The organism is Tepidimonas aquatica, assembly GCF_007556585.1.
In the GTDB taxonomy this organism is placed as follows: domain Bacteria; phylum Pseudomonadota; class Gammaproteobacteria; order Burkholderiales; family Burkholderiaceae_C; genus Tepidimonas; species Tepidimonas aquatica.
On sequence record NZ_VJNA01000004.1, the window covers coordinates 66,613 to 90,393 of the forward strand.

Here is a 23,781-nt window from a genome sequence, read left to right on the forward strand (position 1 = left end):
GATCGCTTTGGTGCCGACGGCGAGACTCGAACTCGCACAGCTTTCGCCACTACCCCCTCAAGATAGCGTGTCTACCAATTCCACCACGTCGGCAGGGGGAGCATCGTCGAGCGCCGGATCTGGCTGCACCTCACCGGCCTGGTCACTGCGTTCTCGACGACAACTTGCGCATTGTACCTGCAAAACGCCCCGGCTTCGTGCGCCTGTCAGCCTCGGCTGCACCAGCCCGGGGCGTGGCTGGCGTCACTTGCCGGGGATTTGGTTGGCGCCGCCGGCCGCGCCCTCGGCCGCCGGTGTGGAGGGAGCGGCAGGCACACTTTCCAGCACGCTGCCCGACGCCGCTGGCGCGCTGGGGCGCTGGTAGCCAATAAACGCCAACGCCAGCGTCGAAGCCAGAAAGACGGTGGCCAGCACCGCCGTGCTGCGCGACAGGAAGTTGGCGCCGCCGCTGGCGCCGAACAGGCTGGCCGACGCGCCGCCCCCGAAGGCCGCACCGGCGTCGGCGCCTTTGCCGTGCTGCATCAGCACCAAACCGATCATGGCCAGCGCCGCCAGCACCTGCACGATGACAAGCAAGGTATGCAAAACATTCATCTTCAAAGCTCCTGATGGAACCAACCCACGGCGGGCTGAAGCACGCCCACCGGTCCGGCGCCGGCCACGCTTTAGGCGGCCGCAGCGACGATACGCAAAAAGTCCTCAGCCTTCAGCGACGCGCCCCCGATGAGCCCGCCGTCGATGTCGGGCTGTGCCAGCAGCGCCGCGGCGTTGGCCGCGTTCATGCTGCCGCCGTAGAGGATACGCACACGGCGCTCGGATGGCGTGGCCGCGCGCAGTTGGGCGCGCAGCACCGCGTGCACGGCCTGGGCCTGCTCCGGGGTCGCGGTGCGGCCGGTGCCGATGGCCCACACCGGCTCGTACGCCACGACGATTTCGCTGACGCAGTGCCCCACGGTGTGGATCACGGCGGCCAGCTGCCGCTTGACCACCGCCTCGGTCTGCCCGGCGTTGCGCTGGGCTTCGGTTTCCCCCACGCAGACAATCGGCGTGATGCCGGCGGCCAGCGCGCGCTGCGCCTTGGCCGCCACCGCCTCGTCGGTCTCACCGTGGTACTGCCGCCGCTCCGAGTGGCCAACGATGACGTAACGGCAACCAAAGTCACGCAGCATCGCGGCACTGACTTCGCCGGTGTAGGCGCCGCGCTCGTGCGCCGACACGTCCTGCGCGCCCCACGCCAGCGCCGTGCCTTGGCACAACGCCTGCACCTGCGCCAGGTACGGCGCCGGCACGCACACGGCCACGTCGGCCGTCGGTGTTGCGGGCAGCCCGGCCAGCACCGCGCGCAGCAGGGCTTCGTTGTCGGCCAGCGAGCCGTTCATCTTCCAGTTGCCGGCGATCAGCTTGCGGGTCACGGATCGGTCTCCTTGGGTGTGGCGCTCAGCGCGCCTGGGTCCAGTCGAGAATGATTTTGCCCACGTGGGTGTCGGCCTCCATCAGCGCATGCGCTTCGGCCGCCTGCGCGGCGGGCAGCACCCGGTGCACCACCGGACGGATGGCGCCGCGCTCGATCAGCGGCCACACGTGGCGGCGCAGCTCGCGCGCGATGGCGGCCTTGAACGCCACCGGACGCGGCCGCAGCGTCGAGCCAGTGATGGTCAGCCGCCGCCGCAGCACCTGCCCCGCATCGAAGCGCGCGTCGGTGCCGCCCTGCACGGCGATGATGACCAGCCGGCCGTCGTCGGCCAGGCATTCGATGTCGCGCGCCACGTACGGGCCAGCCACCATGTCCAGAATCACGTCGGCGCCACGCCCCTGGGTATGACGCTTGACCTCGGCGACAAAGTCCTGCTCGCGGTACAGGATGGCGTGCGCCGCCCCCAGTCGCAGGCAGGCCGAGGCCTTGTCACGGCTGCCGACGGTGACGATGACCTGCGCGCCCATCGCACGCGCCATTTGAATCGCCGTCACGCCGATGCCGCTGGCGCCGCCGTGTACGAGCAGCGTTTCGCCCGCTTGCAGCCGCCCGCGGTCGAACACGTTGCTCCAGACGGTGAAAAACGTCTCCGGCAAACCGGCGGCCTCGACGTCGCTCCAGCCGTGCGGCACGGGCAACACCTGGCCCACCGGGGCCACGCAGTATTCGGCGTAGCCGCCACCGGCCAGCAACGCGCACACGCGCTGGCCGATGCGAAGCCCGGCGGCTTCCATCGCCTCCACGTCACCGCTTTCGATGACGCCGGCCACCTCCAGCCCGGGCAGGTCCGACGCCCCCGGCGGCGGCGCGTAGTGGCCGCGGCGCTGCAGCACATCCGGGCGGTTGATGCCGCTGGCACTGACGCGGATCAGCACCTCGCCCTCACCGGGCTGGGGGCGCGGCCGCTGCACCAGGCGCAACACCTCGGGGCCGCCGTAGGCGCTGATCTCGATTGCGTTCATCATGGCCATCGTGTGCCCCCCTGTGTCGGCAGATGCCGTTCGGGTGCTTACTGCCCGTTTGGAGCCTCGGGCTGCGCCCCCGGCTCCAGCAGCGCGCGCATCGACAGCTTGATGCGCCCTTTGTCGTCGGTCTCGATCACCTTGACCTTGACGATTTGTCCTTCCTTGAGGAAGTCGGTGACCTTTTCGACGCGCTGGTTGGCGATCTGGCTGATGTGCAGCAAGCCATCTTTGCCCGGCAGGATGTTGACCAGCGCCCCGAAGTCCAGGATCTTGGTCACCGGCCCCTCGTACACCTGCCCTACCTCGACGTCGGCGGTCAGCTCTTCGATGCGCTTGCGCGCCTGGGCGGCACGGTCGGGGTCGGTAGACGCGATCGTGATGGTGCCGTCTTCGGCGATGTCGATGGTGGTGCCGGTCTCTTCGGTGATGGCACGGATGGTGGCGCCGCCCTTGCCGATGACGTCGCGGATGCGCTCCGGGTTGATCTTCATCGTGTACAGGCGCGGCGCGTACACCGAGATGTCCTCGCGCGCACCGGCAATGGCCTGCTGCATCTTGTCCAGGATGTGCAGTCGCGCCTCCTTGGCCTGCGCCAGCGCCACCTGCATGATTTCTTTGGTGATCCCCTGGATCTTGATGTCCATTTGCAGCGCCGTGACGCCCTGCGTGGTACCGGCGACCTTGAAGTCCATGTCGCCCAGGTGGTCCTCGTCGCCGAGGATGTCGGTCAGCACGGCAAACTTGTTGCCTTCCTTGATCAGGCCCATCGCGATGCCGGCCACGTGCGCTTTCATCGGCACCCCGGCGTCCATCAGCGCCAGGCAGCCACCGCAGACGGTGGCCATCGACGACGAGCCGTTGGATTCGGTAACTTCCGACACCACGCGGATGGTGTACGGAAATTCATCTTTGCTCGGCAGGCAGGCCACCAGCGCGCGCTTGGCCAGGCGGCCGTGGCCGATCTCGCGCCGCTTCGGCGCGCCGACCCGCCCCGTCTCGCCGGTGGCAAACGGCGGCATGTTGTAGTGCAGCATGAAGCGGTCTTGGTACTCGCCCGACAGCGCATCGATGATTTGCGCGTCGCGCTCGGTGCCCAGCGTCGCGATGACCAGCGCCTGCGTTTCGCCGCGCGTGAACAGCGCCGAGCCGTGCGTGCGCGGCAGCACGCCCGTGCGGATCTCGATCGGACGCACAGTGCGTGTGTCGCGCCCGTCGATGCGCGGCTCGCCATTGAGGATCTGCTGGCGCACGATGCGCGCCTCGATCTCGAACAGCAGCCCATCGACCTTGACCTCGTCGAACGCGATGCCCTGCTCGGTCAGGCCCGCCTTGACCGCCGCGTAGGCCTCGCGGCAGGCCTGCGTGCGTGCCTGTTTGTTGCGGATCTGGTAGGCGGCGCGCAGGCGCGCCTCGCCCAGCTCGGTGACCTTGGCGATCAGCGCCTCGTCGCGCGGCGGCGGCTGCCAATCCCAGGCGGGCTTGCCGGCCACACGCACCAGGTCGTGGATGGCGTCGATGGCCACCTTGCCCTGCTCGTGGCCGAACACCACCGCGCCCAGCATCACCTCTTCGGTGAGCTGGTCGGCCTCGGACTCGACCATCAGCACCGCCGCTTCAGTGCCCGCCACCACCAGGTCCAGGCGCGAGTTGGTGCGCTCGCTGGGGCTGGGGTTGAGCACGTATTCGCCGTTGATGTAGCCCACGCGCGCCGCGCCAATCGGGCCGTTGAACGGGATGCCGCTGATGGCCAGCGCCGCGCTGGAGGCGATCATCGCCGGGATGTCGGCGTCCACGTCGGGGTTGAGCGACAGCGTATGGACGACGATTTGCACCTCGTTGAAAAAGCCGTCCGGAAACAGCGGGCGAATCGGGCGGTCGATCAGGCGGCTGGTCAGCGTCTCGTACTCGCTGGGGCGCCCCTCACGCTTGAAAAAGCTGCCCGGGATCTTGCCGGCGGCGTAGGCCTTCTCGACGTAATCGACGGTCAGCGGGAAAAAGTCCTGACCGGGCTTGGCCTCGGGCCGGGCCACGACGGTGGCCAGCACCACGGTACCGTCCATGTCCAGCAGCACGGCGCCGGTGGCCTGGCGGGCGACTTCACCGGTTTCCATCGTGACCGTGTGGCGGCCCCACTGGAAGGTTTTGGTGTGTTTTTGAAAGAGACTCATGCTCAAACTCCGGTTGGTGGGTAGGGCCGCCAGCTCAGAACACGATGCCATTCCAGCGCGCGCCCGACGCGTGGCGGGCGTTGGAATGACACAGCTTCGCTCTGGGCGGCGACGACAAAAAACGATGACGCCGGCTGCACATGGCAAACGGCGCCCAGGGCCTGCTGCGGCCCGGGGCGCCGGCGGTGGTGACGCGGGCACACACCCGTGCAGACCGGTCAGACGTTACTTGCGCAGGCCGAGCTTGTTGATCAGCGCGACGTAGCGGTCGGCGTCCTTGGCCTTGAGGTAGTCCAGCAGCTTGCGACGGCGGCTGACCAGCTTAAGCAGGCCACGGCGACCGTGGTGGTCCTTGGCGTGGGTTTTGAAGTGGGGGGTGAGCTCGTTGATGCGGGCGGTCAACAGCGCCACCTGCACCTCGGGGCTGCCGGTGTCGCGCTCGCCACGCGCGTGCTCGGCGATCACCTTGGCTTTGGCTTCGGACGAAATCATCAAAAAAACTCCTTAGGGACTTGCGTCAGGCAGCAGCGCATCACGGGCCGCCACCAGCGTGAGCCCTGCTCGCAGGGCAGCCGCCGATTATAGCCGCTGAGCGGGCCCGAGCGCGGGCCGTGCTTCACGGCCGCGCCATGCGGCAGGTGTGCGGTTGCTCGGCCGCCGTGGCTTCCAGCCGCTGGATGACGCGAAAGCCGTAGCCCGAGCCCTCGACGTCGAACGGCACGCCGGGCGCGCCTTGGCGCTCCATCACCGCGACCATCAGCGGTTGTTGGGCCTGGTGGTCGTCGGCCCGCATGCGCAGCCGCTGCCCCGCCAGCGTCACGTCGGCCCGCTCCAGCGCCCGCGCCACGGCCAATGCCGGCGACACGCCATCGGGGCCGCCGGTGCCGCCGTTGCGCGCGGCCTGCTGCAGGGCTTGCGCCAGCGCCTCGATCATCAACTGCATGCGCAGGTGGATGTAGTCGTCGGCCGGATTTGGGAAGCGGCGCCGGAACGCCTCCACCAACTGGCGCGACGCTTCGCCGGGGGCGTTGGGGAACCAGTCGGCCACAGCCAGCACCTTGCCCACGCCGGCCTCACCAATGGCGGCGGGTGCGCCGAGCGCGTTGCCATAAAAGGTATAGAACTTGCCCTCGTACTGCAGCTCGCGCGCGGCACGCACCAACAGGGTCAGGTCGTTGCCCCAGTTGCCGGTGATAACGGCCTGCGCTCCGCTGGCTTTGATCTTGGTCACGTAGGGGATGAAATCCTTGATGCGCGCCATCGGGTGCAGCTCCTCGCCGACGATGCGCACGTCCGGCCGTTGCACGGCGAGTTGGCGCTTCGCCTCGCGCAACACCGCCTGCCCAAAGCTGTAATCCTGCCCGATCAGGTACACGCTTTTGACCTCGGAATCCGCTTTGAGCACGCTCATCAGCGCGGCCATGCGCATGTCCGCGTGCGCGTCGAAGCGGAAGTGCCAAAAGCTGCAGCGCTCGTTGGTCAGCACCGGATCGACGGCGGAGTAGTTGAGGAACACCACCTGGCGCTGCGGCTCGCGCTCGTTGTGGCGGTTGATCGCCTCGATCAGCGCGGCGGCCACCGCCGACGAGTTGCCCTGCGCCACCAGGCTGATGCCGTCGTCCAGCGCCGACTGCAACGCCGAGAGGGCCTCTTGCGGCTGGCTTTTGCTGTCGTAGCGCACGATCTGCAACGGCCGGCGCACACCGCCGCCCATGTCGACGCCACCGCGGGCGTTGACGCGCTCGCACGCCCACACCAGGTTGCGAAACACCGCCTCACCGGTGTTGCCAAACGGCCCCGACAGACCCTCGATGAGGGCGACACGGATCGGCGCGCCGCCGCGGCCCTGCGCACCCAGCGGCGAGGTGGCGGTCGCGGCCGCCAGGCTCACGAGGGCCGCCATGGCACGGCGGCGATCCCACACGTCGCAAGTGAATGTCTTCATGATCGACACAGCCAGTAGAGAAGAACGTGGAGCCGCATTGTAGCGGGAAACCGGGTTTATAATTCATAATTATCAAGTTCCAGCCGACGTCGATCGTCGCCACCGGGCGTCCGCCCGAACCGACACATCACGGCGCGCTGTCAGGTCACCGCGTGACCCAGCTCCTGCAGCGGCCAGCGCGGTCGCACATCAAAGCGGTAGCTGCGCCCATCGTCCGGCCACAGCCCGGCTTGCCAGCGCAGCGCCGCGGCCAACGCGATCATGGCCCCGTTGTCGGTGCACAAGTGCAGCTCCGGGTAGTGCACGCGCGCCCCGATGCGCTGGGCCGCTTGCCCCAGCTGCGCACGCAGCCGCTGGTTGGCCCCCACCCCGCCGGCCACCACCAACCGCCGCAACCCGGTGGTGCGCAGTGCCGCCAACGCCTTGTGCACCAGCACGTCCACAATGGCGGCCTGGGTGGCCGCCGCCAGGTCGGCCCGCCGCAGCGGCAGCGCGTCGCCCAGCTTGCGCACCTGGGTCAACACCGCGGTTTTGAGGCCGGCGAACGAAAAATCCAGGTCCCCACTGTGCAGCAGCGGCCTAGGCAGGGCAAACGCCTCGGGGTCGCCCTGCTCGGCCAGCCGCGCCAACGCCGGCCCCCCGGGGTAGCCCAGCCCCAGCAGCTTGGCCGACTTGTCAAACGCCTCGCCGGCGGCGTCGTCGATGGTTTCCCCCAGCAGCGTGTAGCGCCCCACGCCATCCACCCGCATCAACTGCGTGTGCCCGCCGGACACCAGCAGCGCCACGAACGGAAACTCCGGCGGATCGGCACTCAGAAACGGCGACAGCAAGTGCCCTTCCAGGTGATGCATCCCGACCACTGGCACCTCCAAGGCCGCCGCCAACGCGCACGCCACGCCCGCGCCCACCAGCAGTGCGCCGGCCAGCCCCGGACCACGGGTGTAGGCCACGGCCTGCACGTCGTGCAACGCCGCCCCAGCCTCGGCCAGGGCACGCTCGGTCAGTGGCAGGATGCGGCGGATGTGGTCACGGCTGGCCAGCTCCGGCACCACGCCACCGTACTGTTCGTGCATGGCCACTTGGCTGTGCAACGCCGCCCCGCGCAGCCGCGGCACGCCTTGCGCCGCCGCGTCCACCAGCGCCACGCCGGTTTCATCACAGGAGGATTCGATGCCCAAAATCAACATGGGGCCCGAGTGTAGTCGCGTCCTCCGATGACGCGCCACAACCCCGCGATGCGGCTGGCATGGATGTTGCGTACACCTATGCCGCATCACCAGGAGACCGACCACCATGACCACCCCCGATGCGTTGCAGTTGTTGATCGCGGCGCGGCAGTGTGAAATGGCCGAACTGGAACAGCTCGAACGCACCAGCCAATGGGTCGATGTCATCGCTCAGGTCATCCATGCTCTGCAACGCGAGCGGGGCCTCAGCAACCTGTACCTCGGCTCCGGCGGACGACGCGGCCAGACCGAATTGCAGCGGCAACGTCAGGTTAGCGACCGCGCCATCCAACACCTGTACACGCACGTCGAGGCGCTGCGTGGCCAGCGGCTGCGCGCCCTGCAAGGCGCGCGCCTGTACAGCCAGGCCGCGCGTGCGCTGCAAGGTCTGGGGGCGCTGGCGGCGTTGCGGCGGCGCATCGATCAGCGGCAGTGGGACAGCGCCCACAGCACCAGCGCCTACACCCAACTGGTGGCGGTGTTGTTGGACTGGGTGTTCGAGGCGGCCGACACCGCCGCCGATCCCGACATCACCCGCTGGCTGGTTGCGCTGTTCAACCTGATGCAAGGCAAGGAATACCTGGGGCAAGAGCGCGCGATGGGCACGGCTATGCTGGCAGCTCAGCGCCTCGACGCCGCCTTGCAGCGGCGGTTGCTGCACCTGATGGACGCGCAGCAATGTTGTTTCGATTTGGTCGAAACGCACGCTGCAGACGACTTGCACCGCTGCGGCGCGTGGCCGCTGAACGCCCTGGACAGCGCTGAACACGAACGTCTGCGTCGCATCCTGTGCACGTCCACACCTGGCCAAACAGCCCCCAACGAACTCGGTCCCGTATGGTTCGACGTGTGCAGTCGGCGCATCGACCAACTGCGCAACGTCGAGCAAGCGCTGTGCGAAGCGCTGCAGCGCCTGTGCCGCGACAAGCGTGCCCAGGCCGAGGCGGCGCTGCGCCAGCTCGAGGCCCTGCCGCCATCAGGCCTGGACAACGACCCCGACGAGGACTTGAGCTGCCTGACCTCACAACCCCCGGATGCCGACTGGCCCTGCACCGACACCGTGGCGCGCTACCCGTACCGCTCGCTGCCCGGCTTGCTGCATGAGCAACAACAACGCCTGCAGCGCCTCAGCACCGAACTCGACGCCGTGCGCGCCAGTTTGCAAGACCGCAAAGTGATCGAGCGCGCCAAAGGGTTGCTGATGGCTCACCGACGCCTCAGCGAAGAGCAGGCGCACCGCACGCTGCGTCAGCTGGCCATGAACCAAGGCAAGCGCATGGTCGACGTCGCCCAGTCCATCCTCGCCACCGCCGCGGCGCTGCCGGATGTGCTCGACGGTGCACTGCTGCAGTGCACCCCGGCGCCACGCAGCCACCACCGTTGAGCGCGGCGCACCAACGCGGAGCAAGGCAAGAGGCGATGACGCGCGCGCGCATAGGCCGCAAGGCTGGCACGTCATTTGCTTGATACCAAGCAAGCACAGGTCAACGGCGACCTCGCTGCGCCCCGACGAGGGGGCATTTTGGACAACGGCGTCCTTGCACCGGCAGCGCTTCGGCGCGCACGGGCAACGACGCCGTTTTTTGTTGCGACACCCTTCCTGGAGCCTACGCCATGACCCACATTGATGATGCCAACGTCACCAACAACGGCGCCGCCCCGGCGGCAGCGCCGCAGGCTGCGGGCCCCAACCGCCGCCAATGGCTCGGGCAAACGGGAGCTGCCTTGTTTGCATGCCTAGGCCACCACGGCGTGTGGGCCGCAGGCTCCGACGCGCCAGAAAAAACCGAAGTCAAGATCGGCTTCATCCCCCTGACCGACTGCGCCAGTGTCGTGATGGCCAACGTGCTCGGTTTCGACAAAAAGTACGGCGTCACGATCATCCCCACCAAAGAAGCGAGTTGGGCAGGCGTGCGCGACAAACTCGTCAATGGCGAGTTGGACATGGCCCACGTGCTGTACGGCCTGGTGTACGGCGTGCACATGGGCACCGCTGGCCCCAAAAAAGCCATGGCCGTCCTGATGGGACTCAACCACAACGGCCAGGCCATCACGTTGAGCAAGGCCCTGGCCACCCAAGGCGTTACCGATGGCCCATCGCTGGCCAAACACATGCGCGCCAACAGGCGCGAGTACACGTTTGCCGGCACCTTCCCCACCGGCACCCATGCCATGTGGATACATTACTGGCTGGCTTCGTTTGGCATCAACCCGCTCACCGATGCCAAGCTGATCACCGTACCGCCACCGCAAATGGTGGCCAACATGCGGGTGGGCAACATGGATGGCTTTTGTGTGGGTGAACCATGGAACCACCGCGCCATCATGGACGGCATCGGCATCACCGCCAACACCACCCAGGACATTTGGCGGGACCATCCTGAAAAGGTTTTAGGCACGACCGTCGAGTTCGTCAAAAAATACCCCAACACCACCCGTGCAGTGATGATGGCGGTGCTGGAAGCCAGCCGCTGGATCGATGCCGGGCTGCAAAACAAGCTCAAAATGGCCGAAGTGGTGGCACAAAAGTCCTATATCAACACCAGCGTCGACGCGATTAACCAGCGCATCTTGGGGCGCTACCAAAACGGCTTGGGCAAAACCTGGGACGACCCCAACCACATGAAATTCTTCAACGATGGCAAGGTCAATTTCCCGTACCTGTCCGACGGCATGTGGTTCCTGACCCAGCACAAACGCTGGGGTTTGATCAAAGATCACCCCGACTACCTGGGCATTGCCAAACAAATCAACCAGATCGAGCTGTACAAAAGCGTAGCCGGCGCGCTGGGCATCAGTGTTCCTAAAGACCCGATGCGCAGCAACAAATTGATCGACGGTGTGGTCTGGGATGGCAAAAACCCTGCCCAGTACGCCGACAGCTTTGCCATCCGTGCCAAAGCCTGAGCCCACAGGAGAATCCACATGGTCAGCGCCGTTTTTCACGGTCCGTGGTACGACACGGCCTCATCCGAGCACAGCCGCTCGACCCCCAACCCGACGGCACCCGACTCAAGCGTGCCCGTGCCCCGTGCGGCGCCCGACAGCGCGCCACCGCCGCGGCGTCCGAACCCGAACGGTACGCTGGCGCGCATTGTCGCGTCGTGCGCGGGCATCGCCTTGCTGGTGGGCGTTTGGGCGCTGCTGACGCAGCCTGGTGGATCTTTTCCCACGCCGGCAGCCACCTTCGATGCCGCCGTCGAGCTCTTTTCTGATCCGTTTTACCGCAACGGGCCCAACGACCAGGGCATCGGCTGGAACGTGTTGATGTCGTTGCAACGGGTCGCGCTGGGGTTTGGTCTGGCGGCCTTGGTTGGCATTCCGCTGGGCTTTTTGATCGGACGTTTTCGATTCCTGGGTAGCATGTTCAGCCCCATCATCGGCTTGCTGCGCCCGGTGTCGCCACTGGCCTGGCTTCCGTTGGGGTTGCTTGCTTTCAAGGCGGCCAACCCAGCCGCCATCTGGACGATTTTTATTTGCTCCATTTGGCCGATGATCATCAACACCGCAGTCGGCGTGCAACGTGTGCCCCAGGACTATCTCAACGTGGCACGGGTGCTCGACCTAAACGAATGGAAAATCATCACCCGCATTTTGATGCCGGCCGTACTGCCCTACATGCTAACCGGTGTGCGCTTGGCCGTCGGTACCGCCTGGTTGGTGATCGTGGCAGCTGAAATGTTGACCGGTGGCGTGGGTATTGGCTTTTGGGTGTGGGACGAATGGAACAACCTGAACGTCAACCACATCATCGTGGCCATCGTTGTCATCGGTACAGTTGGGTTGCTGTTGGAGCTGGCGCTGATCAAAATCGCCACCGCCTTCACCTACGACGAGGTCAAACCATGAACGACAACAAATACATACAAATCGAAGGTGTGGGGCAGACGTTCAGCACCCCCAAAGGCGCGTTCGTGGCGCTGCGCGACATCCACCTGACGATTGCCAAAGGCGAATTTGTGGCGCTCATCGGGCATTCGGGTTGCGGCAAGTCCACACTGCTCAACTTGATCGCCGGGTTGACCCGCCCCAGCGCGGGGGTGCTGCTGTGCGCCGGGCGGGAAATCACCGGCCCAGGCCCGGAGCGCGCCGTGGTGTTTCAAAACCACTCGCTGCTGCCCTGGCTGACGTGCTTTGACAACGTGTACCTGGCGGTGGAGCGCGTCTTTGGCGCCAACGAGCCCAAGGCCCGCCTACGCGAACGCACCAGCGCCGCGCTGGAGCTGGTGGGCCTGGCGCACGCCGCCCACAAGCGCCCGGGGGAAATTTCGGGTGGCATGAAGCAGCGGGTAGGCATTGCCCGCGCCCTGGCGATGGAGCCCAAAGTGCTGCTGATGGACGAGCCGTTTGGCGCATTGGACGCGCTGACCCGCGCCAAGCTGCAAGACGAGTTGCTCGACATCGTGGCACGCACGCACAGCACGGTGGTGATGGTCACGCACGACGTGGACGAAGCCGTGTTGTTGGCCGACCGCATCGTCATGATGACCAATGGCCCAGCGGCCACCATCGGTGAGGTGCTTGAGGTGCCGCTGCCCCGGCCGCGCGATCGGCTACGCCTGGCGGTGGACAACACGTATGTGCGCTGCCGCAAAGCCGTCATCGATTTTCTCTACACCCGCCAACGTCACGTGGAAAAAGTGGCCTAAAGGAGCATCGCCCCATGGACATGCGCGCGCACTGCCCCTCCCGCAAGCGGCTTGTGCTGATCGGCAACGGCATGGCCGGTATCCGCACCCTGGAGGAGCTGCTCAGAATCGCTCCCGATCTGTACGACATCACGGTCTTTGGCGCCGAGCCGTACCCGAACTACAACCGCATCGCCCTGTCGCCCGTGCTGGCCGGCGAGCAGACGTTGGAGGAGATCATCCTCAACCCCGTGTCGTGGTACGAAGACCACGGCATCATCTTGCACCTGGGCAAGAAAGTGGTGGAGGTCGACCGAAGCCACCGCATCGTGCGCGCGGCCGATGGCACCGAAGCCACTTACGATCGCTTGCTGCTGGCCACCGGTTCCAACCCCTTCATCTTGCCGGTGCCGGGCCGCGAGCTGGACGGCGTGATCACCTACCGTGACATTGCCGACACCAACACCATGATCGAGGCGGCGGCCAAGTACAAGCACGCCGTCGTCATTGGTGGGGGTTTGCTGGGGTTGGAGGCGGCCAACGGCTTGATGTTGCGTGGCATGCAGGTCACCGTGGTGCACATCGCGCCGTGGCTGATGGAGCGCCAGCTCGACGAGGTGGCCGGCAAGATGCTGCAAAAGTCGCTGCAGGAGCGGGGACTGAAGTTCCTGATCGGTGCGCAAACCCAGGCGTTGATCGGTGGCATGGACGGTCGCGTCATGGCCGTGCAGTTCAAAGACGGCACGGAAATACCGGCCGACCTTGTGGTCATGGCGGCTGGCATACGCCCCAACATCGAGCTGGCACGCAGCATGGGGTTGTATTGCCAACGTGGCGTCGTCGTGACCGACACGATGCAAACCGTCACCGACCCGCGCATTTACGCCGTCGGCGAATGCACCGAACACCGCGGCGTGACTTACGGTTTGGTGGCCCCGTTGTTCGAGCAAGCCAGGGTGCTGGCCACGCACCTGGCCGAACTTGGCATCGGCCGCTACCTGGGCTCGCAAGTTTCCACCAAGCTCAAGGTCACCGGCATCGACCTGTTTTCGGCGGGTGACTTCATGGGCGGCGAAGGCACCGAGGACATTGTGCTGAGCGACCCCTACGCCGGGGTGTACAAAAAACTGGTGATCAAAGACGACAAGCTCGTGGGCGCGTGCCTGTACGGCGACACGGTCGATGGGGCCTGGTACTTCAAGCTGTTGCGCGAAGGACGCCCGATCCGCGACATCCGCGACCGGCTGATGTTTGGCGAAACCAACATCGGCGACACCGGCCACGAGGGCCACAACAAAGCCGCCGCCATGGCCGATGACGACGAGGTGTGCGGCTGCAATGGGGTGACCAAAGGTACCATCTGCAAAGCCATCAAAGAAAAAGGCTTGTTCACGCTGGAAGAAGTGCGCAAACACACCAAGGCCAGTGCCTCGTGCGGCTCATGCACCGGCTTGGTGGAGCAGCTGCTGATGTTCGCCGCCGGGGGAGACTACTCGGCCACGCCGAAGAAAAAGGCCCTGTGCGGCTGCACCGACCTCAGCCACGACGACGTGCGCCAAGCCATTCGCACACTGCTGCCGGACGGCAGCAAGCTGCTGACCATCGCTGCGGTGATGCGTCAGCTCAATTGGCGCACGCCCAACGGCTGCGCCACCTGCCGCCCTGCCCTCAACTACTACCTGATCTCCACCTGGCCCAAAGAGGCGCAAGACGATCCGCAATCGCGCTTCATCAACGAGCGCAGCCACGCCAACATCCAAAAAGACGGCACCTATTCGGTGGTGCCGCGCATGTGGGGCGGCGAGACCAGCGCCGCAGAGCTGCGCCGCATCGCCGATGTGGTGGACAAGTACAAGATCCCCACGGTCAAGGTGACCGGTGGCCAGCGCATCGACCTGCTGGGCGTGAAAAAAGAAGACCTGCCCAAAGTGTGGCGCGACCTGGGCATGCCTTCGGGCCACGCATATGCCAAGGCGCTGCGCACGGTCAAAACCTGCGTTGGCAGCGAATGGTGCCGCTTCGGTACGCAAGACAGCACCCAAATGGGCAAAGACTTGGAACGTGCGCTGTGGCGCATGTACGCCCCGCACAAGGTCAAACTCGCCGTCAGCGGCTGCCCGCGCAACTGCGCCGAGGCAGGCATCAAAGATGTCGGCGTGATTGGTGTCGACTCCGGCTGGGAAATCTACGTGGCCGGCAACGGCGGCATCAAAACCGAAGTCGCCCAATTCCTGGTGAAAGTGCGCACCGCGCAAGAGGTGCTGGAGTACGCCGGGGCGTTTTTGCAGCTGTACCGCGAAGAAGGCTGGTACCTGGAGCGCACTTGCCACTACGTCGCCCGGGTCGGCTTGGACTACGTCAAAAAGCGGGTGCTGGACGATCCGCAAGGCCGCCGCGCCCTATGGGAGCGGCTGCAGTTCGCCCTTGACGGCGAACCCGACCCTTGGTTCGAGTTCGACAAAGCCCGCGTCGACACCCGTCAATTCGAAGCGCTGAGCGTCTGAGTCAAGGAGCCCCCATGAACCAGTGGAAACCCATCTGCCGCGTCGAGGACATCCCCGTGCTGGGCGCGCGCCGCGTACTGCGCCGCCACGGTGAGGCCGTGGCCGTCTTCCGCAACGCCGACGACCAGGTCTTGGCCCTGCTGGACCGCTGTCCCCACAAGGGCGGTCCGCTCAGCCAGGGCATCGTGTTTGGCACCAGCGTGGCCTGCCCGCTGCACAACTGGACCATTGGCTTGGACGACGGCTGCGCCAAGGCGCCCGACGAGGGCTGCACGCCGCGCTTTTCGGTCAAGGTCGACGCCGGTCAGGTCTTCCTCGACCAACACGAGCTCGACACCGTGGCCGTGGACCAGGCCAAGGCAACGGCATGACCACCGCACCCGTGCAGCTGACGCGCTCCACCTGCCCTTACTGCGGCGTGGGCTGCGGCGTGATCATCGAGTCCCGCGGGGCGCAGATCATCGGCGTGCGCGGCGACCCTGACCACCCGGCCAACTTCGGCCGGCTGTGCACCAAGGGCAGCACCCTGCACCTGACCGCCACCGAAACGCTGGCGCGACAGACCCGGTTGCTGCAGCCCATGCGCAGACCGCAGCGCGGGCACCCTCCGCAGCCGATAGACTGGGACAGCGCCTTGGACGAGGTTGCCCAACGGCTGGGCGAGATCGTCGACCGCCACGGCCCGGATGCGGTGGGCTTTTACATCTCCGGCCAGTTGCTCACCGAGGACTACTACGTTTTCAACAAACTGGCCAAGGGGCTCATCGGCACCAACAACATCGACACCAATTCGCGCCTGTGCATGAGCAGCGCCGTGGCCGGCTACAAGCTCACCTTGGGCGCCGACGCGCCGCCGGCGTGCTACGAGGACATCGACCATGCCGAAGTGATCTTCATCGTGGGCGCCAACCCTGCCTGGGCCCACCCGATCCTGTTTCGGCGCCTGGAAGACGCCAAACGCGCCAACCCACGGCTGCGCCTCATCGTGGCCGACCCGCGGCGCACCGAAACCGCCGAGCTGGCCGATCTGTACCTGCCGCTCCAGCCCGGCACCGACGTCGCCCTCTTTCACGGCATGCTGCACGTGCTGATTTGGGAGCAGCTCATCGACCCCGGCTACATCGCCGCGCACACCGAGGGCTTCGACGCGCTGCGCCAGCGTGTGCTGGACTTTCCCCCGGCCCGCGCCGCGCAGCTGTGTGGCATCGACGCCGCTGCGCTGGTCCAGGCGGCGCGCTGGTTCGGGCAATCGCACGCCACGCTGTCGCTGTACTGCCAAGGCCTCAACCAAAGTCACAGCGGCACCGCCAAAAACGCCGCCCTCATCAACCTGCACCTGGCCACGGGGCACATCGGCCGCCCAGGCGCCGGGCCATTTTCGCTGACCGGGCAGCCCAACGCCATGGGCGGACGCGAGGTCGGCGGCATGGCGAACCTGCTGTCGGCACACCGCGACCTGGCCAACCCCGAACACCGCGCCGAAGTCGCGCGCCTGTGGGGGGTGGCCGAGGTCCCCGCCACCCCCGGCACAACGGCGGTGGAAATGTTCGGGGCCGCCGCCCGCGGCGAGATCAAGGCGCTGTGGATCGCCTGCACCAACCCCGCGCAATCCATGCCCGACCAGGCCGCCGTGCGCCGGGCGATGCAGCGCTGCGAATTCGTGGTGGTGCAAGAAGCCTTCGCCACCACGGCCACCGGCGCCTACGCCGACATGCTGCTGCCGGCCAGCACCTGGGGCGAAAAGGAGGGCACCGTCACCAACAGCGAGCGGCGCATCAGCCGCGTGCGTGCGGCCATTCCCGCCCCCGGTCAGGCCCGCCCGGACTGGCGCATCGTCGTCGACGTGGCGCGCCGGCTCGAAGCGCGCTGGCCACAGCGCCTCAACGGCCGCCACACCCTCTTTCCCTACGACGGCCCCGAAGCCATCTGGAACGAGCACCGCGAATCCACCCGCGGGCGCGACCTGGACATCACCGGCCTGAGCTATGCGCTGCTGGAGCACGCGCCACAGCAGTGGCCCTGTCCGGAAGGTGGCGGCCCGCAAGCACGTCTGTACATGGACGGCCGCTTTGCCACCGCCAACGGCCGTGCCCGTTTTGCCGACGTGGACTTCGTCCCCGTGGCCGAGCCGCGCGACGCCCGCTACCCCTTCAGCCTGATCACCGGACGCTTGCGCGACCATTGGCATGGCATGAGCCGCACCGGCCTGCTGGGGCGGCTGTTTGGCCATGTCAGCGAACCAGCGGTGCAACTGCATCCGCAGGACATGGCACGGCTGGGGCTGCAAGATGGCGACCTCGTGCACCTCACCTCGCGGCGCGGCTCCATCGTGTTGCCGGCGCAAGGCAGCGAGCAAGTCGGCCCCTGCCAAGCCTTCATGGCCATGCATTGGGGCGAGGAGTGCCTCAGCGGCGCCAGCAGCAGCGGCGAGCGGCTTGCTGGCGTCAATGCGCTGACGCTGCCGACCTTTTGCCCCACCGCCAAACAGCCCGAACTCAAGCACGCCGCTGTCAAGGTGCTCAAAGCCGAGCTGCCATGGACCTTGCTGGCCGCTGCCTGGCTGCCGCTCGATCAGGCCCATCGGGCCCTGGCCGCGCTGCGGGCGCTGATGCCGCGGTTCGCCTACGCCACTTGCGTGCCGTTTGGCCGCGAACCCCACGAGCGCGGCGTGCTGGGCGTGCAGCTGCGTGCCGCGGCCTACGAGCCCGCGGCCGACGAGCTGCTGGCACACATCGAAGCGATCATGGGCCTGGATGCCAGCGACGTGCTGCGCTACGCCGACCGCCGCCGTGGGCAACGCCGCGCGATGCGCCTGGTTCCGCGCGCCGAGGGGCAGCCCGACCTGCTTTTGGAGGCTTTTTTGCTCGCCGGCGACACCCGCGCCGAGCGCTGGGTGCGCGCCTTGCTGCACGACGAGCTGCCCGCGCAGGCCTATGGGCGCGCTTTGCTCGTGCCCAGCGCCGAGCCGCCCTCGGCGTTGGCCCCGCGCAGCCGTCAGGTCTGCACCTGCCTCAACGTCACCGAATCCGACATCGTCGCCACCCTGGCGCAGTGCCACGGCAGCGCTGAGGAGCGTCTGGCCCAGCTGCAGGCGCAGCGCCGCTGCGGCACCCAGTGCGGCTCTTGCTTGCCGGAGCTGCGCCGTCTGGTGCGAGCCAGTTTGCAGGTCGCCTGACGCATGAAACTCGTTTGCATGGCCCGACTTGGACACACCACCCCATGAGCATCGCTGCATACCTCAAGGAGATCGGCCGCGGCCAAAAAGGCGCTCGCGCGCTCAGCCGTGACCAAGCCAACGATCTGCTGAGCCGGGTGTTGGATGGCCGCGTCAGTGACGTCGAACTCGGCGCCTTTGCCATCGCCATGCGCATCAAGGGCGAAACGCGCGACGAGATGCTGGGTTTTCTGGACGCCGTGCAAGCTCGTCTGGCGCGGCTGCCCGACCTCGGCGTCACCACCGTGGTGCTGCCCAGCCACAACGGCGCGCGCCGTCTGCCCCTGGCCACGCCACTGTTGGCACTGCTGTTGGCACGCGCGGGGGTGCCGGTGGTGGTGCATGGCAGCCAAACCGTCGATGGCCGCGTGTGCAGTGCCCAGGTTTTCGAGGCGCTGGGTATCACGCCAGCCCGGGCCATGCAAGCGCCCGGGCCAGGCCAGTGTGTATACATCCCGACCCACGTGCTGTGCCCTGCGCTGCAGCGCTTGTTGGATCTGCGGCGTGCCTTGGGCGTGCGCAACCCCGCCCACAGCCTGGTCAAGCTCATCAACCCCTGTGCGGGCCGCGCCTTGCTGGTGGTCAGCTACACCCACCCCGACTACGCCACCGTCTACGCGGACACCCTGATGGCGGCGGGCGCACACGCCATGCTGCTGCGGGGCAGTGAGGGGGAACCGGTGGCCGACCCACGCCGTGTCCCCCAGATCGACATCATTGAGCACGGCACGCGGCGTGTCGTGCAGGTTGGCGAAGAAGGCCCGGTTGTCGCGGTGCCGCCGCTGCCGCTCAAGCTCACGCCCGAGGCCAACGCGGATCTCATCCGCGCCATCCTCGACGGACAACGCCCCCTCCCCCACCCCCTGTCCCTTCAGGTGGAGCACATTCTGCAGCAATTGCATGTCCGTGCGCCCGCGGCGGCGACACACCCTCAACCCCGCTACGGATCCTGACCATGGCCCAGCCAACGCACCACCTCGACCTCGACGACCCACCCGCCCCGGGCACCGTAACCCTCGTGGGCGCCGGCCCGGGCGATCCCAATTTGTTGACCCTCAAAGCAGCACGTGTCATCGCGGCCGCCACGTTGCTGCTGGTCGACGATTTGGTCAACGACGCCGTGCTCGCTTACGCCAACCCCAAAGCACGCGTCGTGCGTGTCGGCAAGCGCGGTGGCTGCAAGAGCACACCCCAGTCGTTCATCCACCGGTTCATGGTCAGGGTAGCGCGCCGCGGCGAGACGGTGGTTCGACTCAAAGGAGGTGATCCGTTCGTGTTCGGCCGCGGTGGCGAGGAGTACGAGGTTCTGCGTGCCGCTGGGATCCCCGTACGCTGCGTCAATGGCATCACGTCGGGTTTGGCGGCGGCCACCGAGTTGGGCATCGCCCCCACGCATCGTCAACTCGCCCACGGTGTGATGCTGCTGACAGGGCACCGCCAAGCGGGTGAGCCGCCGCTGGACTGGGCGGCGCTCGGCGCCTGCGCGCGCCAAGCGGGTCTGACCATGATCATTTACATGGGGGTGGCGCAAGCGGCGCACATTCAGCACGAGCTGCTGCGGGCGATGCCGGGGTCAACACCGGTGGCGATTGCGCAGCACGCCACGCTGCCGCAACGGCGGCACGCCGTCACCACATTGGAGCGCTTGGTGTCGACGCTGCAAAACTCGGGCCTGGGCAGCCCGGCCGTCATCATCGTCGGCGATGTCGTGCGTGCCGCAGCCGTGCTGGCGATGGACGACCCGTCCACCGTGCTACCTCGGCGCGCGTGACACCGCCGCGAGGCGCTCCGTGCGCCGCAGCGCGGGGAACAGGTCTACAATGGCCGCAACAGGACGGCCACCGTGAACCGCACCCGTGCTCCCCGCTTCGTGGCCCTGCTCGGCGCATCGGCCGGTGGGTTGGAGCCGCTGCGTGAACTGGTGGCAGCGATGCCGCGCGACCCCCATTTGAGCTGCGTCGTCGCGCAGCACATCGCCGCCGCCGAGCCCAGCGCCTTGGCGAGGTTGTTGCAATCGGTCACCAGCACGCCGGTCGAAACGGTGCGTGACGGCGTGGAGCTGCGAGGTGGCGTGATCTACGTCACTCCGTCCGGTCACCATGTGGAACTCGATGGCCGGCGGCTGCGGCTGCAAGCCTCGGTGCCGGGGCAAGGCCCAGCGCCCTCGCTGGATCGGCTGTTTGCCAGCGCCGCCCGCTCGCTGGGCACGCGCGCGCTAGCCATCGTGTTGTCCGGCACGGGGCAAGACGGTGCGGTCGGTGCACGGGTGCTGCGCGATGCGGGGGGGCCATATGGGCCGAAACCCCTGCCGAAGCACCGTTTGCCTCGATGCCCCAAACCATCATCGAACGCGGCCTGGCCGACCACGTGGACACCGCGGTCGCGCTGGGTCGGCGGCTGCGCACGTTGTTGCAAGCGGTGGACAAACCCGCCACGCCCCAAGCGCCCAGCGACAGCGCCATGACCGACGAACGCCAGGCCATGGCGGCCCTGGTGCATCGCGTCGCCACGAGCACCGGGCTGGAGTTGGGCCAGTACCAGGAGGCCACGCTGCGGCGCCAGTTCGAGCGCGTGATGCGCCAGCATGGCGCCACCAGCCTGGTGCAACTGGCCGCCGAAGCCGAACGCACCCCGGAGCTGCTGCAGGCCCTGCAGCAGTCGGTCACGATCGGCGTCACCGAGTGGTTGCGCAACCCCAGCGCCTTTGCGGCGCTGCGGGTGGCGTGGCGTGACCACATCCGCGCCCGCGCCGCGGCCGGCGCCGCAACGCTGCGCCTTTGGTCGGTGGGCTGCTCCAGTGGCGAAGAGGTCTACACGCTGGCCATGCTCACCGACGAGTTGCTGGGTGAGCTGGGCGTATCGCTGGACTGGATGGTGCTGGGCACCGACGTCAACGCGGCGGCGCTGGAGCAGGCGCGCAGCGGGCTGTTCGACGAAGACAGCGCCAGCGCCCTGCCCGCCGCGTGGCGCGAACGCTACTTCAGCCGCATCGGCCACACCTTGCGCTTGCAGCAAGAGCTGCGCCGACGCTGCATCTTCACACGCCACGACGTGCTGCAGGACTTGCCGTTTTTGCGCATGGATCTGGTGGCGTGTCGCAACGTGCTCATCTACCTCAAGGGCAGCGCCAAGGACGAGGTGCTGCGCCGCCTGCACCACGCCCTGCTGCCCGACGGGCTGCTGATGCTGGGCCGCTCCGAGGCGCTGAGTGCGCGCACACGCACGCTGTTCACAGCCGTCTCGACCCAGGAGCACCTGTGGCGCAAACGCCCCGACGCGCACGCCCCGCCGCTGGCCATGCGCGCGCGGCGTCCCGCCGCCAAGGCGACCCCGGTGCACCCGGCGCCGCCCCAGTTGCGCCCCGTGGATCACCTGGAAGCCGACCTGCGTGAGCGGCTGCTGCAACACCTGCTGCAGCGCCACGCACCCCCCACCGTGTTGCTCGACCGCGATGGCCACCCGCTGCACGTGGTCGGGTCGATGGACGGGCTGATGCGTTGGCCGGCCGGGGCCACCGTCGCGCTGACGATGCCCAACCTGGTCGATGCCGCCTGGCAACGCGATGTGCAGTTGGCCATGCATCGGCTGCTGGATGGCAGCGACGCCTGGCGGCGCTGACCGATGCCTTGCACGAAGCCGTGGTGTTGATGGACGCGCTGCACGGCCGCATCGAATACGCCTCGCGGCGGTTGGGCGAATGGTTGCCGCCGCCGCAGCCGCCGGCCGACGCCGGCACCCTGGCCTGGCTGCTGGAATCGATCCACCCCGAGGAGCAAGGACGCGTGCAGGCGCGCTGGCACGACGAGCGCAGTGACCACTGGACCCAGCGCTACCGGCTGCGCACCCCGGACGGGGGCTGGCGCTGCGTGCAGGAACGCGCCGCCCGCCTGCCTGCGGACGAAGGCGCAGCACGGCCGATCGCCGTGTCGCTGCTGGACGTGACCGAGCTGATGGTGCTGGAGCGCCGCGAACAGGTGGCGCACAGCCGCCTGCAAGCGGCGTGGGACAACCCCAGCGTCGGCATGGTGGTGTGCTCGCCCGACGGGACGGTGATGGAAAGCAACCCTGCGCTGGCGCAACGGCTCGGTTGTCCCGCGGAAGACATGCGTGGCACGCCGTGGCAGCAGTGGATCCACCCCGACGACCGCGACACGCTGCAGCACCAGTGGCGCGCCATGCTGGGCAGCCGTCAACCGGCGGCGCAGGAACAGCGCCTGCTGGCGCGCGACGGCACGCTGCGCTGGGCACGCCAGCACGTGTCGCTGGCGCGCCACCCCGCGCCACTGGACGACGTCGTGGTGGTGCTGCTGGAAAACATCGACGAGGCCAAGGCGCGCGAGCAGACCATCTTCCGCCAGGCCAACTACGACGCGCTCACCGGGCTGCCCAACCGCGCCCTGTACCGCGACCGGCTGGAGCAGGCGCTGCTGCGTGCCCAGCGCGAACTGCGCGCGGTGTACGTCATGTTCATCGACCTTGATGGCTTCAAGGAGGTCAACGACATCCACGGCCACGAGCTGGGCGACGAAGTGTTGGTGGAGACGGCGGGGCGCATCCGCCGCGCCCTGCGAGCCAACGACACCGTGGCGCGCTTTGGCGGTGACGAATTCGTCGTGATGCTGGAGGCGGCCGACTTGCCGCTGGTGGTCGAACGGGTGGCCGACAACATCCTGCAGGCGCTGCGCCAGCCCTACACCCTGCACGGCAACGTGCTGCGGCTAAGCGCCAGTATCGGGGTGGCGGCCTATCCCTCAGACGGCGAAACCTCCGAAGAGCTACTGCGCATGGCCGACACCGCGATGTACGCCGCCAAAAACGGCGGGCGCGACCGCATGCGCTTTTACTCGCCGCAGATGGAAAGCCGGGCGCGCCACCTGGCCGAAATCAAGACCGGCCTGGAGCAAGCGCTGGCCGACAGCGCCTTCGAGCTGCTGTTTCAGCCGGTGGTCTCGTTGCCCGAGCAGCGTGTGCGTGGCGCCGAGGTGTTGTTGCGCTGGCGCCACCCGACCCGGGGCTTGGTGTCACCGGTGGAGTTCATCGCGGTGGCCGAAGCCAGCGGCCAGATCCGCCGCATCGGCGCGTGGGTGCTGCGCGAGAGCGCGCGGCTGGCCCTGCAGGCCGCGCAGCGCTGGGGGCCGGGTTTCCGGCTGGCGGTCAATGTCTCGGGGGCGCAGTTTGGCGACAGCACGCTGCGCGACTGGCTGGAGGAACACCGTGCAGCGCTGCCGCACCTGACGATCGAAGTCACCGAATCCGTGTGGATGGCCGACAGCCCCTCCACGTTGGCGTGGTTGCAGCGCGTGCGCGAAGGCGGTGGCCGCGTGGCGCTCGATGATTTCGGCACCGGGTACTCGAGCCTGGCGTACCTGCTGCGCACGCCGGTGGATGTGCTCAAGGTCGACAAACGCTTCACCGACCACGTGGGCACGGGCGGCCCCAGCGAACGCATCGTGGCCGCGGTGTTGGAGCTGGCGGCCGCGCTGCAGGCCCGCGTCGTCGTCGAGGGGGTGGAGAGCGCGGCGCAGCTCGAATTTCTGGCACCGCGCGCGCCGCTGGACGTGCAAGGCTTTCAGTTCGCCCGCCCGTTGCCCTGGGACGGCTTGGTTGACTACGTCGGACGCACCGGTGTGGTCGCCGCGTAACCCAGCGCCCCCAAT

Annotated in this window: 19 protein-coding genes, 1 tRNA gene and 1 pseudogene; 12 read left to right on the forward strand and 9 right to left on the reverse strand. The window is 67.4% G+C overall.

The features are described 5' to 3' along the window. Positions 1 to 8: 8 nt before the first annotated feature. The 8 genes from Taqua_RS02220 to tsaD form a co-directional block, all read right to left on the reverse strand. Positions 9 to 93, reverse strand: a tRNA-Leu gene (locus tag Taqua_RS02220). A 150-nt stretch (positions 94 to 243) separates the two neighbouring features. Further along, positions 244 to 594 carry a preprotein translocase subunit SecG gene (gene secG, locus Taqua_RS02225; protein ID WP_144324399.1) on the reverse strand — a complete coding sequence of 117 codons (351 nt, stop codon included), beginning with the start codon at positions 592 to 594 and terminating at the stop codon, positions 244 to 246. A gap of 71 nt (positions 595 to 665) precedes the next feature. After that, positions 666 to 1,412, reverse strand: coding sequence for a triose-phosphate isomerase (tpiA, locus tag Taqua_RS02230; protein ID WP_144324400.1), 747 nt, complete (start codon positions 1,410 to 1,412; stop codon positions 666 to 668). Between the two features lie 25 nt (positions 1,413 to 1,437). Then, complete coding sequence (locus tag Taqua_RS02235; RefSeq protein WP_144324401.1) at positions 1,438 to 2,436, reverse strand: NAD(P)H-quinone oxidoreductase; 999 nt, start codon at positions 2,434 to 2,436, stop codon at positions 1,438 to 1,440. A gap of 47 nt (positions 2,437 to 2,483) precedes the next feature. Next, complete coding sequence (gene pnp / locus Taqua_RS02240) at positions 2,484 to 4,607, reverse strand: polyribonucleotide nucleotidyltransferase (protein WP_144324402.1); 2,124 nt, start codon at positions 4,605 to 4,607, stop codon at positions 2,484 to 2,486. A 225-nt stretch (positions 4,608 to 4,832) separates the two neighbouring features. Continuing rightward, positions 4,833 to 5,099 (reverse strand): 30S ribosomal protein S15, encoded by a 267-nt coding sequence (gene rpsO / locus Taqua_RS02245; RefSeq protein ID WP_144324403.1) that lies wholly within the window; start codon positions 5,097 to 5,099, stop codon positions 4,833 to 4,835. A 124-nt stretch (positions 5,100 to 5,223) separates the two neighbouring features. Then, the gene (locus Taqua_RS02250; RefSeq protein ID WP_144324404.1) at positions 5,224 to 6,552 is read right to left on the reverse strand and encodes a branched-chain amino acid ABC transporter substrate-binding protein; all 1,329 of its coding nucleotides are present in this window, start codon (positions 6,550 to 6,552) and stop codon (positions 5,224 to 5,226) included. 140 nt (positions 6,553 to 6,692) lie between these two features. Next, a complete protein-coding gene (tsaD, locus tag Taqua_RS02255) occupies positions 6,693 to 7,739 on the reverse strand; it encodes a tRNA (adenosine(37)-N6)-threonylcarbamoyltransferase complex transferase subunit TsaD (RefSeq protein ID WP_144324405.1) in 1,047 nt (348 codons plus the stop codon). Between the two features lie 106 nt (positions 7,740 to 7,845). On the opposite strand from tsaD, the gene Taqua_RS02260 reads away from it, so the two are divergent. From Taqua_RS02260 to cobA, 9 genes are all read left to right on the forward strand, one after another. After that, entirely contained in the window at positions 7,846 to 9,162 is a 1,317-nt protein-coding gene (locus Taqua_RS02260) for a nitrate regulatory protein (RefSeq protein WP_144324406.1), read from the forward strand. Positions 9,163 to 9,392: 230 nt separating this feature from the next. Next, positions 9,393 to 10,685 (forward strand): CmpA/NrtA family ABC transporter substrate-binding protein, encoded by a 1,293-nt coding sequence (locus tag Taqua_RS02265; RefSeq protein WP_144324407.1) that lies wholly within the window; start codon positions 9,393 to 9,395, stop codon positions 10,683 to 10,685. 18 nt (positions 10,686 to 10,703) lie between these two features. After that, the gene (gene ntrB / locus Taqua_RS02270; RefSeq protein ID WP_144324408.1) at positions 10,704 to 11,627 is read left to right on the forward strand and encodes a nitrate ABC transporter permease; all 924 of its coding nucleotides are present in this window, start codon (positions 10,704 to 10,706) and stop codon (positions 11,625 to 11,627) included. Beyond that, entirely contained in the window at positions 11,624 to 12,427 is an 804-nt protein-coding gene (locus Taqua_RS02275) for an ABC transporter ATP-binding protein (protein ID WP_144324409.1), read from the forward strand. Before ntrB ends, Taqua_RS02275 begins: the two co-directional genes overlap by 4 nt. 14 nt (positions 12,428 to 12,441) lie before the next feature. Further along, the gene (gene nirB / locus Taqua_RS02280; RefSeq protein WP_246094580.1) at positions 12,442 to 14,910 is read left to right on the forward strand and encodes a nitrite reductase large subunit NirB; all 2,469 of its coding nucleotides are present in this window, start codon (positions 12,442 to 12,444) and stop codon (positions 14,908 to 14,910) included. A gap of 14 nt (positions 14,911 to 14,924) precedes the next feature. Beyond that, complete coding sequence (gene nirD / locus Taqua_RS02285) at positions 14,925 to 15,281, forward strand: nitrite reductase small subunit NirD (protein ID WP_144324410.1); 357 nt, start codon at positions 14,925 to 14,927, stop codon at positions 15,279 to 15,281. Further along, on the forward strand, positions 15,278 to 18,085 hold the full coding sequence (locus Taqua_RS02290) for a nitrate reductase (protein WP_246094581.1): 2,808 nt from the start codon (positions 15,278 to 15,280) through the stop codon (positions 18,083 to 18,085). Before nirD ends, Taqua_RS02290 begins: the two co-directional genes overlap by 4 nt. Positions 18,086 to 18,129: 44 nt before the next feature. Continuing rightward, a complete protein-coding gene (gene ybiB, locus Taqua_RS02295) occupies positions 18,130 to 19,077 on the forward strand; it encodes a DNA-binding protein YbiB (protein ID WP_144324411.1) in 948 nt (315 codons plus the stop codon). Between the two features lie 2 nt (positions 19,078 to 19,079). Next, the gene (gene cobA, locus Taqua_RS02300; protein ID WP_144324412.1) at positions 19,080 to 19,895 is read left to right on the forward strand and encodes a uroporphyrinogen-III C-methyltransferase; all 816 of its coding nucleotides are present in this window, start codon (positions 19,080 to 19,082) and stop codon (positions 19,893 to 19,895) included. A 44-nt stretch (positions 19,896 to 19,939) separates the two neighbouring features. Here the strand turns inward: cobA and Taqua_RS13170 are convergent, their stop codons facing one another. After that, positions 19,940 to 20,152: a hypothetical protein gene (locus Taqua_RS13170; protein WP_185969537.1), complete on the reverse strand. Its 213-nt coding sequence runs from the start codon at positions 20,150 to 20,152 to the stop codon at positions 19,940 to 19,942. Here Taqua_RS13170 and Taqua_RS13760 point away from each other — a divergent pair. The 3 genes and pseudogenes from Taqua_RS13760 to Taqua_RS02315 all read left to right on the forward strand — a co-directional run. Continuing rightward, positions 20,055 to 20,351, forward strand: a pseudogene (locus Taqua_RS13760) (chemotaxis protein CheB); the annotation flags it as partial. The gene Taqua_RS13170 and the pseudogene Taqua_RS13760 sit on opposite strands and share 98 nt — an antisense overlap. 101 nt (positions 20,352 to 20,452) lie before the next feature. After that, positions 20,453 to 21,742, forward strand: coding sequence for a CheR family methyltransferase (locus Taqua_RS02310; RefSeq protein ID WP_144324414.1), 1,290 nt, complete (start codon positions 20,453 to 20,455; stop codon positions 21,740 to 21,742). Positions 21,743 to 21,750: 8 nt separating this feature from the next. Continuing rightward, positions 21,751 to 23,766 (forward strand): putative bifunctional diguanylate cyclase/phosphodiesterase, encoded by a 2,016-nt coding sequence (locus Taqua_RS02315; protein WP_144324415.1) that lies wholly within the window; start codon positions 21,751 to 21,753, stop codon positions 23,764 to 23,766. The last annotated feature ends 15 nt before the right edge of the window (positions 23,767 to 23,781 follow it).

Bases quoted from the DNA above. Each gene is read 5' to 3' on its own strand.
- cobA (WP_144324412.1), top strand. From the start codon at position 19,080: ATGGCCCAGCCAACGCACCACCTCGACCTCGACGACCCACCCGCCCCG.
- rpsO (WP_144324403.1), bottom strand. From the start codon at position 5,099: ATGATTTCGTCCGAAGCCAAAGCCAAGGTGATCGCCGAGCACGCGCGT.
- pnp (WP_144324402.1), bottom strand. From the start codon at position 4,607: ATGAGTCTCTTTCAAAAACACACCAAAACCTTCCAGTGGGGCCGCCAC.
- Taqua_RS02260 (WP_144324406.1), top strand. From the start codon at position 7,846: ATGACCACCCCCGATGCGTTGCAGTTGTTGATCGCGGCGCGGCAGTGT.
- Taqua_RS02275 (WP_144324409.1), top strand. From the start codon at position 11,624: ATGAACGACAACAAATACATACAAATCGAAGGTGTGGGGCAGACGTTC.
- ybiB (WP_144324411.1), top strand. From the start codon at position 18,130: ATGAGCATCGCTGCATACCTCAAGGAGATCGGCCGCGGCCAAAAAGGC.
- nirB (WP_246094580.1), top strand. From the start codon at position 12,442: ATGGACATGCGCGCGCACTGCCCCTCCCGCAAGCGGCTTGTGCTGATC.
- Taqua_RS02265 (WP_144324407.1), top strand. From the start codon at position 9,393: ATGACCCACATTGATGATGCCAACGTCACCAACAACGGCGCCGCCCCG.
- Taqua_RS02235 (WP_144324401.1), bottom strand. From the start codon at position 2,436: ATGAACGCAATCGAGATCAGCGCCTACGGCGGCCCCGAGGTGTTGCGC.
- Taqua_RS02290 (WP_246094581.1), top strand. From the start codon at position 15,278: ATGACCACCGCACCCGTGCAGCTGACGCGCTCCACCTGCCCTTACTGC.
- Taqua_RS02250 (WP_144324404.1), bottom strand. From the start codon at position 6,552: ATGAAGACATTCACTTGCGACGTGTGGGATCGCCGCCGTGCCATGGCG.
- Taqua_RS02310 (WP_144324414.1), top strand. From the start codon at position 20,453: ATGCCCCAAACCATCATCGAACGCGGCCTGGCCGACCACGTGGACACC.
- nirD (WP_144324410.1), top strand. From the start codon at position 14,925: ATGAACCAGTGGAAACCCATCTGCCGCGTCGAGGACATCCCCGTGCTG.
- tsaD (WP_144324405.1), bottom strand. From the start codon at position 7,739: ATGTTGATTTTGGGCATCGAATCCTCCTGTGATGAAACCGGCGTGGCG.
- secG (WP_144324399.1), bottom strand. From the start codon at position 594: ATGAATGTTTTGCATACCTTGCTTGTCATCGTGCAGGTGCTGGCGGCG.
- ntrB (WP_144324408.1), top strand. From the start codon at position 10,704: ATGGTCAGCGCCGTTTTTCACGGTCCGTGGTACGACACGGCCTCATCC.